Below are 14,867 nucleotides of genomic sequence, written 5' to 3'. Positions count from 1 at the left end.
TTTAAAATTAATCTGGATTGGCTAAATATAAGCCTTAGTTTCATATTTTCTACCTATATAGGTATTGGATTTTTATATTTATGAAATTATTAAGAATCCTACTACATCTCTAAAACAAACAAAATCATCATACTTGGTGATCGCAACGGTTTATAAAATGAGGCATCAAACTTAGTTTATTTATGTGGTTAAAGAGTCAAGAAATTGATTTTTTTTCTCTAAACCTATGAAAGCTTAAGCGGGTCCAAAGAAAATGACAATTTACATTTCGTACTTTTAGAAAAACAAATCAACCCAAGGCATGCGCAAAATGGGACTGTATTATTCTGTATTCTGTATTATGATTGCAGCATGCAACTCAAAAACACCCTCTGTGAATAAAACATTGATAGTAAAAGAAATTGAGTTTGATGGCGTCGCTGATTTTCAAAATGTTTCTAGGTTATTGGATGAACATGCGGAAACCCATTTTATTGATGTCCTGAATTGGGATGATTTTCAATATCAACCTAAAATTGGATTCAAGATTGCCCATTGCAACAATCAGCTTTGGCTTAAATATGAGGTGGAAGAAGAAAATATTTTGGCAGAAAGGACTGAGCCAAATAGCTATGTGTTCAAAGATAGTTGCGTTGAATTTTTCTTTGACCCAATGGCTGATGGAAATTATTACAATTTTGAAATCAATTGCATAGGTACAATCCTTTTAGCTCATGGCCCAAGTAGAAAATCCCGTCAATATGCATCTCCCAATACTATTAAAGATGTGATAAAAGTTGAATCTTCTTTAGGCGCGCAATCTTTTACTGAAAAAACAGGAGGGCATACATGGGAAATCACCATAATTCTTCCTGCTGAGATTTTAGCCCATAATCCTGGAATCAAATTGAAAGGTCTAAAATCGCGTGCCAATTTTTACAAATGTGGTGACGCTACTTCAAAAAGGCACTATTTGAGTTGGAATCCAATTGGTACGGAAAAACCTGATTTTCATAGGCCTGAATTCTTTGGCGAGCTGATATTTGAATAATTTATCTTATTACATTCCAAAGAAAACAGTAAGTTTTTCTAGTAAATTGAAAAATATTATTTCCGGTGGTGGTTAAAATACTGTTGAACAGTTCTTTCTGAAATGTTGTCCGTCTAAATATTTTGTTTTGAGTAAGTTAAGGTGTTAGATTTAGTGAAGTGTGCGCTATCCTAAGGCTTAAAAAATTCAAAGTATAGATAAAGGCCAAGTATGGTTTTAATTTTTTTGATGTCATTTATCAATTTTTGATGTCATATTAATAGTATGTCCAATGTATTGATTGACACTACTATATATTAAAATTTTCTAGCGACTCCGAGTTTGGAAAATTCAACACGCTTATTTTGAAACCATGGAAGGCCAACCAAAACACTCAATGAACAATGCAACAACATTTGTAAATCTTGTCTATCGAATAAAGAATGCTCTGTTTTACTTTCTAGTGGGAATTTGTTTTGTGCAATGCGAAGACAAGAATGAGATTCCAAATGAAGGGCTTTTTCTTCCAGATGGCTTTGAAGCTACGATAGTGGTAGATAGTACAGAGGGAAAAGTAAGGCATATGGCCGTCTCGGAAGATGGATACTTATATGCAAAGCTTAGGAATTCAAGTGCAAAAGGATCTATAGCAGTGTTTGAAGATACAAATGGAGATGGTGGGGCAGATAGGATTGAAAATTTTGGCTCTTATAGAACAAGTCAAAGGTGGAGCTATTCTACCGCCATGCGTATCTATAATGGATATCTTTATTTTAGTTCAGAATTGGTGGTGTATCGATACAAGTTAAAACCTGGCACCTTGATACCTGAGGGTGAAATGGAGGTAGTATTTACAGATGATCACCTCCATGGCAAACATGAGCATATTGGAAAACCCTTGGCTTTTGATGATGAAGGTCATATGTATATTCCTTTTGGAGCTCCTTCCAACGCTTGTCAGAACCCTAAAAGAACACCAGGAGCTCCCGGTTTGGACCCTTGTCCACAATTAGAGCACCATGGTGGTATATGGCGATTTGATGCCAATAAATTGGGACAGACACAAAAAGATGGCTATAAATATGCTTCTGGTATCAGAAGTGTAGTGGCCATGGACTGGAATCCAGCAGATAAGAACCTTTATGTGGTAGTTCATGGAAGAGATGATCTTTTGAGATTGTTTCCTGATAGATATGATCCATGGCAAAGTGCGCTTCTTCCTTCAGAAGAATTTATAAGAGTGACAGAGGGATCCAATTTTGGATGGCCATATTGTTATTATGATCAAATTAAGGAAAAAAAGGTTTTGGCACCAGAGTATGGAGGCGATGGTGAAATAGTAGGGCGTTGTGATCAATTTGATGATCCTATTGTAGGGTTCCCGGGACATTGGGCGCCAAACGATTTGGTGTTTTATGAAGGCGATGCATTTCCCGAACATTATAAGAACGGTGCATTTATAGCTTTTCATGGGTCAACCAACAGAGCTCCATATCCGCAATCTGGTTATTTTGTTGGTTTTGTTCCTTTTAAGAATGGGAAGCCTTCAGGGGGATGGGAAGTGTTTGTAGATGGTTTTGCAGGAGTGGATCCCTTGGAAAGTGTAAATGATGCAATATATAGACCAATGGGGATTGCTTTTGGCCCGGATGGAGGGATGTATATTTCTGATTCGGTAAAAGGAAAAATATGGAAAGTTAGTTTTTCTGGGGATAGGGATGCGTTTGGTGAGGAGCAACTGGTCCTGATGGAAAAAAGAAAAGAACTTTCCCATATCCGAACACCGGACAGGGTAGAGGATCACTTGATGAAGGATGCTGTTTCTGGTGGGGCAAAAACCTATTATACCTATTGTAGCGCCTGTCATCAAAAAGATGGTGGAGGAGCGACGGGAAGATTCCCTCCAATTACAAATACCGATTGGGTAAGTGGAGATAAAGAGCGGCTCATAAGAATTGTTCTTGAAGGTATGGAGGGGAGTATTCAAGTAAATGGCGAAACCTACAATGGAGTTATGCCACAACATAGTTTTCTGTCAGACGAAGAAATTGCTGAAGTATTGACCTATATACGTTCAAATTTTGAAAACAATGCAAGTGCAATAGAATTGAAGGAAGTGCAGGAAATTAGAAAAGGCTTATAAAATAACACTAAAATGAAAATATATACTAAGAACACCTTGCTGGCTATATTGACTTTGTTCATTGGAACCCAGGTTTCTGCTCAGGAGTATGATTTGCTTATCAATGATGGACATGTGATTGATGTAAAAAATGGGATTGATCAAGTAATGGATGTGGCCATTCATGAAGGAAAGATTGTCAAAGTCGACTCCCGAATTCCAGAACGAAGTGCCAAAAGGGTTATCGAGGCCAAAGGATTTTATGTAGTTCCTGGGTTATTGGATATCCATAGTCATAATTTTCATGGTACCGAACCCGACGCTTATTTAAGTAATAGTGACACTGCATTACCCCCCGATGGATTTTCATTCCGAAGCGGGGTAACAACTATTGTAGATGTTGGTGGTGCTGGATGGAGAAATTTTAAACAATTTAAAAAACAGACTATTGACCGCTCCAAGACAAGGGTGCTGTCCTTTCTCAATATTATAGGATCTGGTATGAAAGGTGGGGCCATAGAGCAAAATATAGATGATATGAATCCCAAACTTACGGCAATGGTCGCAAAACAATATCCAGGAGTGGTTGTTGGGGTTAAATTGGCCCATTATCATGGATTTGATTGGACTCCTACAGAGCGTGCTGTTGAAGCGGGTAAGTTGGCAAACATTCCTGTTATGATCGATTTTGGAGGAAGCGACCCAGAACTATCAATTGAAACCCTATTTATGGAAAAACTGCGTCCTGGAGATATTTTTACCCATGCATATGCACATGTAAAGGGACGAACTCCCATTGTTGATGACAATGGAAAAGTTAGAGATTACGTCTTTGCTGCACAAAAAAGAGGGATAATCTTTGATGTAGGCCATGGAGGTGGAAGTTTTTTATTTGAACAAGCTGTTCCGGCAATGAAACAAGGACTTAAGCCCAATTCCATCAGTACGGATTTGCATACAGGAAGTATGAACGGCGGAATGAAGGATCTTATCAATATTATGTCCAAGTTCATCAATATGGATATGCCGCTGAAAGAAGTAATCGCTGTATCAACATGGCAACCTGCACAAATTATTAAAAGGGAAGATTTGGGCCATCTATCAGAAGGTGCAGTAGCTGATGTTGCTATTCTGAATCTTAGAAAAGGAGATTTTGGGTTTATCGATACCAAAAGAAAAAAAATGAAGGGAGATAAAAAATTGGAATGCGAATTGACCTTGCGGGAAGGAAAAGTGGTATGGGACTTGAATGGAATGGCAAGTGACCCATGGAATGAATAGCAATCTAAAAACTATACGAACCAAAGGTTACATTCGGTGTCAAGTGCCGGCCGAAGAATGATTGATAAAAAACAAAGATCAACACATGAAAAAACAATATCAAATTTTATTGGGTGCCTCACTAATTTGTCTGGTAGTAACTATTGTCATGCTTATTTTGGGAAAAGGGGAACAGACAGGACCTTTCATTGTGTTCTTTTTTCTTTTGTTGGCTTTAGGTATCAGAGGAGATGAGAAATTTAAGGGTTTTTCTTTTACCGTATTGGTGTTCGCAGCAGTTAGTGTTTCAATGTTTTATCCCTCAATTTTCACTAATATCGGTGATTTTCAACTGAAATCATTGATAGTTCCCCTTTTGCAGTTGATTATGTTCGGAATGGGAACGGCTATGAGTATTAAGGATTTTGCAGGAGTGGTAAAAATGCCAAAAGGAGTATTGGTTGGTTTAATCTGTCAATTTACCATCATGCCCGTTTTAGGATTTGCCATTGCGAGTTTGTTTGGATTTCCAGCGGAGATTGCTGCCGGAGTAGTGTTGATTGGATCATCCCCAAGTGGATTGGCATCAAATGTCATGGCATACTTGGCTAAAGCAAATTTGGCCTTATCTGTAACGTTAACGGCAGTTTCTACCCTGTTGGCCCCTTTAATGACACCTTTGTTGATGGAAACCTTTGCTGGGCAGTTTGTCCCTATAGACTTCTTGGGAATGATGATGAGTATTGTCAAAATTGTAATCTTGCCTATAATAGTGGGCTTGCTGTTCAATTATTTTTTCCATGGAAAGGTTAAGTGGTTGGATAAGGCCATGCCTATTGTTTCCATGGCAGGTATCGCATTGATCATTGCCATAATTACCGCTGCAGGAAGAGATAGCTTACTCACCATTGGACTTTTCTTGATTCTAGCTGCAATCATTCATAATGTTGCTGGATATTTCTTGGGATACTGGTCTTGCAGAGCATTAAAAATGAAAGAACAAGATTGTAGAACCATTGCACTTGAAGTAGGAATGCAAAATGGGGGATTGGCTTCGGGCATTGCCTTGGAAATGGGAAAAGTTGCTACCATTGGATTGGCACCAGCCGTTTTTGGCCCATGGATGAACATTTCAGGATCCTCCTTGGCAACCTGGTGGAGAGACAAAGACCCGGATAAGAATTCAGATGAACCTATAGAAACACAAACATCAAATGAATAGAACCAAATTTTTTAAAATGAAGTTTAGCTATAGATTAATTTTTTCCTTGGGACTTATGTTGTTTGCCTTTGGAAATGTGACCGCACAAACCCTTTCCAAAGAACAGATGGTATTCCTCACACCTCAATGGACAGGGGAACGATTTGAAGATGGCAGGCCTAAAGTGGCCGATGACGTTCTGGAACGTATGAAAAATGTAACCATAGAAGAAGCGTGGGGTGTATTGAGAAACGAAGGCTATCACAATCAGTTTGAAAGTGGTTGGCAACCACTGCATGATGATGTGCCCGTTGTTGGTCGTGCACTCACCGTGCAATACATGCCCAATCGCCCGGATGTGTCGGACCAGATAAAGAAAAAAGGGAAAGCCGATGGTAGAATAGGTAACACCAATTCATGGCCCATTGATATGTTGGTTGAAGGTGATGTGTATGTGGCCGATGCCTTTGGAAAAATTGTGAACGGGACTTTGATTGGTGACAATTTGGGGAATTCCATTTATGCCAAATCCAAAAACGGAGTGGTGTTCAATGCATCTAGTCGGGATATGGAAGGACTTTCGGAAATTGAAGGGTTCAATGCTTTTGTCAGGGGGTGGGACCCATCCTTTCTTACCGAGGTGATGCTGCTTAGTATTAATACACCTATACGGATGGGAGCTGCTACGGTGCTTCCAGGTGATATAGTTTTGGCTAAAAAAGAAGGAGTTATGTTTATTCCATCCCATCTGGCGGAACAAGTGGTTGTAACTTCAGAAGTGGTCAGACTGAGGGATCTATTCGGAATATCAAGATTGAAAGAAGGGAAATACACCCCGGGACAAATTGATAATAAATGGACAGAAGAAATTGAAAAAGACTTTTCTCAATGGTTAAGGAGTCATATAGATGAACTTCCTGTTCCAAAGGAACAAGTTAAGGAACTATTGAAAAAACGAATGTGGTAGAGTAGATAAGAAGACAAGAATCATAAACCAAAAAATTTAAAAATGGAAAAAACAGATAGAAGATCAGCATTTAAAAAATTAGGGATGGGCGTTGCTGCCATATTAGGAGTGGGTACGGTAAAAGCCATGGGAAAAGAATCCAAACCAAAAAAAGAAGTGGTGGGCGAGATTGTACAGGACAAAAAGATTCCACTTTTTTCTGGAGCGGTGAAGCATGGCAATACACTATACGTTGCTGGAAAAGGAGCGCATTTTGAAGGAGATATCAAATCACATACAGATCATGTGCTGAAAGAGATAGAAAAAGAATTGGTGAAGAATGGCTCTTCCATGGACAAAGTGTTAAAGGTAAATGTGTACCTGCATGATTTGGAAGATTATCATGGCATGAATTCTGTTTATAGGGGACGTTTTGGAGAGAATCCACCTGTAAGGACAACGGTAGCTGTTTATGGTGGAGTGCCGGGTGACTCGTTAGTAGAGATTGATTGTATTGCTGCAATAGATTAAAAAAACAGAAAAATGAAAAAATCACAAGATAAACTTACTAGAAGAAAATTGTTAAAAACACTCTCCAGTCTCCCTGTTGTTGGTGGATTGGTGGGAACAGGATTGCTTACCCCACAAATGATGCATGCTGCAGTTGAAACACCTGCGTCTCGTAATTTTTTTAAAGAATTAGGTTTGCGGACATTTATCAATGCTGCGGGCACCTATACCTCTATGACGGGTTCTTTGATGTCAGATAATGTATTGTCTGCTATTACTTTTGGAGCTACAGAGTACGTAGATTTGGATGAGCTTCAGGATAAAGTTGGAGAGCGTATCGCCGAATTATTGGAATGTGAGTATGCCACGGTAACCTCAGGAGCTTTTGGAGCTATGTCTATTGGTATGGCTGGAGTTTTATGCGGAATGGATACCAGTAAAGTTTCTCAACTTCCTGACACTACGGGGCTTAAAAATGAGGTAATCCTTCAAGAAGCGCATAATATTGGATATTCCCAAGCTTTGACTAATGTTGGTGGTAAGTTGGTTCGGGTAAAAACAGCAAAAGAGTTGGAAAAAGCCATCAACAAGAATACTGCAATGCTTTGGTTTTTGAATGCGAATACCGAAGAAGGGGAAATTAAAAGGGAAGAATTTGTGGCCGTGGGTAAAAAACATGGAATACCAACCTTTATTGATTGTGCTGCTGATGTACCTCCGGTGGAGAACTTATTTAAGTTTACCAAAATGGGGTTTGATTTGGTTGCTTTTTCAGGAGGAAAGGGAATTCGAGGGCCACAGAGTGCTGGACTTCTGTTGGGCAAACGTAAACATATAGAAGCAGCCAGGTTGCATACTCCTCCTAGGGGAACTACCATAGGTAGAGGTATGAAAGTAAATAAAGAAGAAGTGTTGGGGATGCTGGCAGCTGTGGAAACTTATTTGCAAAAAGACCATGATGCAGAATGGAAACTATGGGAAAGTCAGATAAAACTGATTAGTGATAGTGCCTTGTCGGTAAAAGGTGTGAAAACTGAAATTCATGTACCGCCCCATGCCAACCATGTGCCTTCTTTGAGGATTACATGGGATGAAAATGTGGTGAAAATCACGGCAGAAGATGCACGAAAGAAATTGAAGGATGGTCACCCTTCCATAGCCACAGTGGGAAACAAAGATACCATTGGCATTACCACATGGATGATGGTTCCCGGTCAGGAAAGAATCGTTGCGCAAAGAGTGAAGGAAGTGTTGGAAAACGCTTAATTTTATGCAAATCGTATAAATTTTTGACCATGAAAACCTATTTTTCGGGAATCCTTGTTTTAGTACTGATGATTTCCTGCGAACAGTCGCAACAGAAAAAACAAGAAACTCCCAAAGAGGATATTGTTGAAGAAAAAGCAATTTCTGATTACAACCCAGAAGGCAAACTAAAAGAATTGGGCATTGAGCTTAGTACACCCTCTGCTCCTGTGGCCAATTACGTCAATGCTGTGCGTACTGGAAATTTGATTTTTATGGCTGGAAAGGGACCTTTGCAGTCTAACGGAGAAAATATTACTGGGAAGATTGGAGCGGATTTATCCATTGAAGAAGGATATTATGCAGCTAGGGTTACGGCCATCAACCAACTTTCAGTACTTAAAGCTGAGCTGGGCGATTTGAGCAAGGTAAAACGGATTGTTAAAGTACTGGGCATGGTAAATGCCACTCCGGATTTTACCGATCATCCGAAAGTAATCAACGGATACTCTGATTTAATGGTGGCGGTTTTTGGTGAAAAAGGAAAACACGCTCGTGCAGCCGTTGGAATGGGATCCTTACCTAGTAATATTGCAGTGGAAATTGAAATGATTGTTGAGGTGGAATAACTTCCGTTAAACCTATAAAACAAGAAAATCGCAATATCTTAGTTTTAAGATAATTGCGATTTTTTTCTAGTGGTACCTCCAGGAATCGAACCAGGGACACACGGATTTTCAGTCCGTTGCTCTACCAACTGAGCTAAGGTACCATGCTCATAAAGCGGGTGCAAATATAATTTCAAAATTAGGATATACAAACAAAAACTTGAAAAAAGGCAAGGGTTTTTTTTCAATTCTCCATCTTTGCAGTATGAACTTGGTTATCGACATTGGAAACACCTTAATAAAGTACGCCGTTTTCGAAAATGGCACAATCATATTTGACCAGGGTTCGGAATCTAATATTTTTTTGTCTAAAATAAAGGAACTCTTTGAGCAATACCCCAAGATTGACCATGCTTTGATTTCTTCTGTAGGACCTTTAGAAAAAAAGGAACGCGACATTGTTTCATTGTTCTGTAAGGTCCATGTACTTTCAAGTGAATCAAAAATACCTTTTAAAAATAGTTACGCCACTCCAAATACCTTGGGTATGGACCGTATTGCTTTGGCCGCTGCCGCATTTTATCAAAATCCAAGAAAAAACACTTTGGTTATCGATGCGGGAACGTGTATAACTTACGATATGATCAACGATTCTGGCGAGTATGTTGGAGGTGCAATTTCTCCAGGAATACGGATGCGCTATAAAGCCTTGCACAACCAAACCGCAAAGCTTCCACTGTTGCAGTTAGAAGATATTTTGGATTTTATTGGAAATTCAACCCAAACCAGCATGCACAGTGGGGTTGTTAATGGAGCTTTACAAGAATTAGATGGCGTAATAAGTCAGTATAGAACTCGCTTTCAAGATTTAACAGTTATTTTAACAGGCGGAGACTCTCATTTTTTTGCTAAACGGCTAAAAAATACCATATTTGCGAATTCTAAATTTCTCTTGGAGGGGCTAAATTACTTGCTGGAATACAATAAACGCTAGATGGTTAAGAAATTTTTGATTGCTTTTTTTTGCGTAACTGCACATGGCATTTTTGCGCAAAACGGTACTATATCACCATATTCATTTTTTGGAATTGGAGATCTTAGGAACAATGGTACGGTTGAAAACCAAATGATGGGGGGGCTGAGCATGTATGGCGATAGTATCCATATTAACTTGAACAACCCTGCCGCTTATTCTAAATTACGGTTGACTGTATATACAGCAGGAATTTCCAATACTCAATATAGGCTTGAAGATTTCACGGAAAAACAAAACGTTTCAGTAACCAGTTTAGACTATTTGGCCATAGGATTTCCTATTGCAAAAAATGCAGGAATGGGCTTTGGTCTTATGCCTTTATCTTCGGTAGGGTACAATTTAATTTCCGAGAGCCAAAATGTTGATGGACAATTGGTAACCAACGCATTCACTGGAGAAGGAGGTCTTAACAGAGCATACCTATCCTTTGGCTATGAGCCAATAAAGAACCTGAGTCTGGGAGTAACTGCGAATTTTAATTTTGGAACGTTAGAGTATAGAAGGATACAAAGTGTGGAAGACGTGCAATTTGGAACTTTGAATAGCAGAGAATCCCGTATAAGTGGTTATGATTTTAACTATGCGGTAAACTATACCCCTACCATAAAAGATAAGTATACTTTATATACCTCTGTTTTAGTGAACACCCAAGGAAACTTAATATCAACAAATTCAGAACGATTAGGTTCGTTTTCTTTGGTAAATGGTACCGATGTTGAGGTCATTGATGTTGATTTGGATGCCTCTAACCTAAAAAATACAGAACTGAAGATACCTACAAGGACTACCCTTGGATTGGGCTTTGGAGAGGATAAAAAATGGTTCGCTGGAGGAGAATATAGTTTCCAAAAGTTCAGTGATTTTGAAAACCGTTTTTTAGGATTGGAAAATGTGACCTACAAAGACGCCAACACCTATTCTTTAGGTGGATATTTTATTCCTGAGTATACCTCACTTTCCAGCTATTTCAAAAGGATTACGTATAGAGCAGGACTTAAGTATGACGTTACAGGTTTAGAAGTGAACAACAAAGAGATAAATAACTTTGGCATAACTTTTGGACTTGGGTTGCCGTTGGGGAATAGCTTTTCCAATTTGAATGTAGGATTTGAGTTGGGAAGAAGGGGAACGACAGATGCAAGCCTAATCAGGGAGGATTATCTTAAAATCAATGTGGGATTATCTCTAAATGACAGATGGTTTGTTAAAAGAAGAATAAATTAATAAGAACCATTTTTGAAAAATCTATAAATAACCACCAATATATGTTCCTTTTAAGATGATTTTTTCATTAAAATTTGTACATTAACCACTTTAAAATTAGTAAGATGACGAAGAAAAACTACTTAACGATGATAGCGATCTTTATGTCGATTGGATTAAGTATGGCTCAAGCTCAAAACCCTGAGTGTATGACCAATCTTTCCATTTACGCAGAACACGCAAAAGTTAAAAACTACGATGCTGCATACGAGCCATGGAAAATGGTTTATGAAAGTTGCCCAGATATAAACAAGGCCAATTTTTCTTATGGAGAAAAAATCCTTTCCCATAAAATCAAGAACTCCTCTGGAACCGATAAAGATGGATACATCCAGGATTTAATGTCATTATATGATAATAGCCTAAAATACTTCCCTAAGAAATTTAGTAAAGCAGGAGTTGCTATTGATAAGGCACTTTTGTCCTATGACAACAAGATGGCATCGGATGAACAACTCTATAATATGCTTGGAAATGCATTTAAAGAAGATGCAAAAAACTTTAAAAACCCTAAAGCCCTATACCTATACTTTTCAACCTTGGTAGATTTACACGGAACTGGTAAAAAGGACCTTCAGGAAGTATTTGATGTTTATGATAATGTGACTGAAAAGGTGGAAGAGGAAAATAAAAAGCTGACTAACATTGTTACTAAGTTGCTTCCTAAAGATTCACTGGGAACAATGACATCCAAAGAAAAAAGACAGTTTAGAGCGGCAACCGTAAACTCAAAATCTTATGGTAAGATTGCCGGAAGTATAGACTCTAAATTAGGAGCCCTTGCAGATTGTGGCAACTTAATTCCGCTTTATGAGAAAAGCTATGAGGAGAAAAAGGGCGACGTAAACTGGGTAAAAAGAGCTGTGGGTAGGATGTTTTCTAAAGAATGTACAGATGACCCAATGTTTAGAAAACTATTTGAAGCTCAGCTAGCTTTAGATCCCTCTGCAGATGCCTATATGTACGGAGGTGTATTAAAGCAAAAATCAGGAGACAGTAAAGGCGCTATTGCGGACTTTAACAAGGCAGTTGAATTGGAAACAGATTCACATAGAAAATCTAACATTCTATATAAAATTGCGACTACCGTTAGAAGAAGCAGCAAATCGCAAGCTAGGAGTTATGCCTTAAAAGCAATTGATGCCAATCCGGCAAACGGAAAAGCATATTTGTTAATTGCAAACCTTTATGCGGGTAGTGCCAATGCTTGTGGAGCAACAGCCTTTGAAAAAAGAGCAATCTACTGGAAAGCCGCAGAGATGGCAAGAAAAGCAGGTAGGGTAGACCCATCTTTAAGTGGTAGGGCCAATAAATCTGCAGCAAGTTATTCTGCAAAAGCACCTACTAAAGAGATGATATTCAGCTCTGGAAAGGCAGGACAAAGAATTACTTTTAATTGTTGGGTAGGCGGTAGCGTTAAAGTGCCCAGTTTGTAATGTGAAACGGACATCTAAGAATAAAATAAAGTGTTTTGCCACGGTTTTTACCGTGGCAATCCTTTTTATATCCTGTAAGGACAACTACAAACGGGTTGGAGAAGAGGCGGTAAAGCCTGTTTTCCCACAATGGGTTGCCGAAAATTATAAGCTTACCTATACAGAATCTCCAAAAGAAATGAGTAGCTTGGATTCATCAAAAACCAAGGTAATAGCTGTTTTGAATAGTCCTGTCACGGAAAATTTTGATAATCAGAGCTTTAAATACAGAACCTTTCCAGATGGATTGAAAGTTGACTTTTTTGATGAAAAAAATCAGAAAAGTGTAATAACCGCAGATTATGGAATTATTTATTCCCAGACCAATTTAATAGACCTGCAGGGCAATGTGGTCATAGAAACCCATGATGGAAAAAAATTGGAAACCCCGCAATTATTTTTTGATCAGTCAAACAATTGGATTTTTACTGAGGAGGCCTTCACTTACACCAACCTAGAAGATGGTTCGGTAATGGATGGGGAGGGATTGGATCTTAATAGAGAGTTCAATTATTTTAAGGCCCATAAAACATATGGGTTAATGACCATTAGAGAAAAGGTTAACGAAGAAGAATAGTATGATTAAAATTTTAAGATACACCGAATATTTATACTTGGCAGTTGCCGTTGTTTCTATCTATAAAATAGCAACACTTTGGGCCATTGATCCAAAAGAGACATACATTTTTATGTTTTTTGCAGTTGTTTCCATTGCAATGTTTCTTTTTAGAAGAAAATACCGTAAACGTTTTGAACAACGAAAAAAGGGCAACCAATAACAAATAGTTGGACATCTCATTACTTATTATAATTCTTTCCCTGCTGTTTTCGGCATTTTTTTCCGGAATGGAGATTGCCTTCGTATCCGCCAACAGGATTCATATTGAGATAGAAAAAAAGCAAGAAGGTTTTTTTGCCAAGGTACTTACCTGGCTTACTGAAAAACCTTCCAAATTTATTGCCACCATGCTAATTGGCAACAATATAGCCTTGGTGATTTACGGACTTTTTATGGGAGATGTACTCATGGAATGGTTTCAAAGTCTACTTCCTACAACATCGGAGTTTTTGAATGCTTTGCTAACGGATTTTAGTCTGCTTTCCCAAACAATTATTTCTACACTGATAATATTGCTCACAGCAGAATTTTTGCCCAAAGTACTCTTTCAGATATATTCCAATACGCTGCTGAAGGTTTTTGCAATTCCCGCATATTTCTTTTATATCCTGTTCTCCTTCATTTCGTGGTTTGTGATCAAGGTTTCCGACTTTATCCTGCGTGTGTTTTTTAAAACCGATGGAGATGAGGTGCAATTAGCGTTTACCAAATTGGAGCTTGGAGATTACATCACGGAACAAATGGAAACTGTTGAAGAGGAAGATGAAGTGGATTCCGAGATTCAGATATTCCAGAATGCTTTGGAATTTTCAGCGGTAAAAGCTCGGGAGGTTATGGTGCCCAGAACCGAAATTACAGCCGTAGAAATTGACGAGACCCCTAAAAACCTAGCAAAGTTATTTTCAGAAACGGGTTATTCCAAAATATTGGTTTATAAGGAAAGTATTGACGAGATAATTGGTTACATACACTCTTATGAACTGTTTAAAAAACCCAAGACCATTAAAAGCATTTTGTTGCCTGTGGAATTTGTTCCGGAGACCATGCTTATTCAAGAAATTCTAAATGTCTTGACTAAAAAGCGCAAAAGTATTGCCGTTGTTTTGGATGAATACGGTGGAACTTCTGGAATTATGACCGTAGAAGATATTATAGAAGAATTGTTTGGGGAGATCGAGGACGAGCATGATAGTACCGATCTACATGAAGAACAATTGAGTGAAAATGTATATAAGTTTTCAGCCCGTTTGGAAGTGGACTACATCAACGAAAATTATAAGTTGGAACTGCCTGAAAGTGAAGAGTACGAAACATTGGGTGGTTTGATCATGAGTGAAACAGGAGAAATACCCGAGCTGGACTCCGAAATAAAGACAGAGAATTTCACGTTCCGCATCTTAGAGGTGTCCAATACCAAAATTGATTTGGTAAGTGTTCACGTTCAGCCTGAAGATTAACAATTTCAGGGCTTTATTGCGCTTTCCTATTTGAAAAGAAAATGGTATTTTCGCCCACTGAAATTATTGAACTCATTTAAGTTTTTTGGATTGAAGTGAAAATTAAAAGTTTTAGT

General features: G+C 38.4%; 14 protein-coding genes and 1 tRNA gene. 14 read left to right on the top strand and 1 reads right to left on the bottom strand.

From position 1 onward, the window contains the following. The first annotated feature begins 301 nt into the window (after positions 1–301). The 8 genes from CRO15_RS00835 (at position 302) to CRO15_RS00800 (ending at position 8,922) form a co-directional block, all read left to right on the top strand. Positions 302–1,030: a carbohydrate-binding family 9-like protein gene (locus tag CRO15_RS00835; RefSeq protein ID WP_097043834.1), complete on the top strand. Its 729-nt coding sequence runs from the start codon at positions 302–304 to the stop codon at positions 1,028–1,030. Positions 1,031–1,406: 376 nt separating this feature from the next. After that, positions 1,407–3,152 (top strand): PQQ-dependent sugar dehydrogenase, encoded by a 1,746-nt coding sequence (locus CRO15_RS00830; protein WP_097044798.1) that lies wholly within the window; start codon positions 1,407–1,409, stop codon positions 3,150–3,152. Between the two features lie 12 nt (positions 3,153–3,164). Beyond that, the gene (locus CRO15_RS00825; RefSeq protein WP_097043833.1) at positions 3,165–4,412 is read left to right on the top strand and encodes an amidohydrolase/deacetylase family metallohydrolase; all 1,248 of its coding nucleotides are present in this window, start codon (positions 3,165–3,167) and stop codon (positions 4,410–4,412) included. Between the two features lie 85 nt (positions 4,413–4,497). Continuing rightward, positions 4,498–5,613 (top strand): bile acid:sodium symporter family protein, encoded by a 1,116-nt coding sequence (locus CRO15_RS00820; protein ID WP_097043832.1) that lies wholly within the window; start codon positions 4,498–4,500, stop codon positions 5,611–5,613. A 16-nt stretch (positions 5,614–5,629) separates the two neighbouring features. Beyond that, positions 5,630–6,559, top strand: coding sequence for an RraA family protein (locus CRO15_RS00815; RefSeq protein ID WP_097044797.1), 930 nt, complete (start codon positions 5,630–5,632; stop codon positions 6,557–6,559). A gap of 42 nt (positions 6,560–6,601) precedes the next feature. After that, positions 6,602–7,069 carry a RidA family protein gene (locus tag CRO15_RS00810; protein WP_097043831.1) on the top strand — a complete coding sequence of 156 codons (468 nt, stop codon included), beginning with the start codon at positions 6,602–6,604 and terminating at the stop codon, positions 7,067–7,069. A 12-nt stretch (positions 7,070–7,081) separates the two neighbouring features. After that, the gene (locus tag CRO15_RS00805) at positions 7,082–8,314 is read left to right on the top strand and encodes an aminotransferase class V-fold PLP-dependent enzyme (protein WP_097043830.1); all 1,233 of its coding nucleotides are present in this window, start codon (positions 7,082–7,084) and stop codon (positions 8,312–8,314) included. Positions 8,315–8,343: 29 nt separating this feature from the next. Beyond that, entirely contained in the window at positions 8,344–8,922 is a 579-nt protein-coding gene (locus CRO15_RS00800) for a RidA family protein (protein WP_097043829.1), read from the top strand. 70 nt (positions 8,923–8,992) lie between these two features. Here CRO15_RS00800 and CRO15_RS00795 read toward each other — a convergent pair. Then, positions 8,993–9,065 (bottom strand) — tRNA-Phe (locus tag CRO15_RS00795). A 101-nt stretch (positions 9,066–9,166) separates the two neighbouring features. On the opposite strand from CRO15_RS00795, the gene CRO15_RS00790 reads away from it, so the two are divergent. The 6 genes from CRO15_RS00790 to CRO15_RS00765 all read left to right on the top strand — a co-directional run bounded on the left by CRO15_RS00790 (position 9,167) and on the right by CRO15_RS00765 (position 14,751). Next, positions 9,167–9,895, top strand: coding sequence for a type III pantothenate kinase (locus CRO15_RS00790; RefSeq protein ID WP_097043828.1), 729 nt, complete (start codon positions 9,167–9,169; stop codon positions 9,893–9,895). Next, a complete protein-coding gene (locus tag CRO15_RS00785; protein ID WP_097043827.1) occupies positions 9,896–11,161 on the top strand; it encodes a BamG family beta-barrel-assembly machinery protein in 1,266 nt (421 codons plus the stop codon). Positions 11,162–11,265: 104 nt separating this feature from the next. Beyond that, complete coding sequence (locus CRO15_RS00780; protein WP_097043826.1) at positions 11,266–12,636, top strand: tetratricopeptide repeat protein; 1,371 nt, start codon at positions 11,266–11,268, stop codon at positions 12,634–12,636. Between the two features lies 1 nt (position 12,637). Then, entirely contained in the window at positions 12,638–13,252 is a 615-nt protein-coding gene (gene lptC, locus CRO15_RS00775) for an LPS export ABC transporter periplasmic protein LptC (protein WP_097043825.1), read from the top strand. Position 13,253: 1 nt separating this feature from the next. Beyond that, positions 13,254–13,454 (top strand): hypothetical protein, encoded by a 201-nt coding sequence (locus CRO15_RS00770; protein WP_097043824.1) that lies wholly within the window; start codon positions 13,254–13,256, stop codon positions 13,452–13,454. A gap of 7 nt (positions 13,455–13,461) precedes the next feature. Continuing rightward, positions 13,462–14,751 (top strand): hemolysin family protein, encoded by a 1,290-nt coding sequence (locus CRO15_RS00765; RefSeq protein ID WP_097043823.1) that lies wholly within the window; start codon positions 13,462–13,464, stop codon positions 14,749–14,751. The last annotated feature ends 116 nt before the right edge of the window (positions 14,752–14,867 follow it).

This window comes from Flagellimonas pacifica (genome assembly GCF_900215465.1).
Lineage (GTDB): Bacteria > Bacteroidota > Bacteroidia > Flavobacteriales > Flavobacteriaceae > Flagellimonas > Flagellimonas pacifica.
Note: the sequence above shows the minus strand (reverse complement) of the source record. Positions and strands in the feature narration are given on the sequence as shown.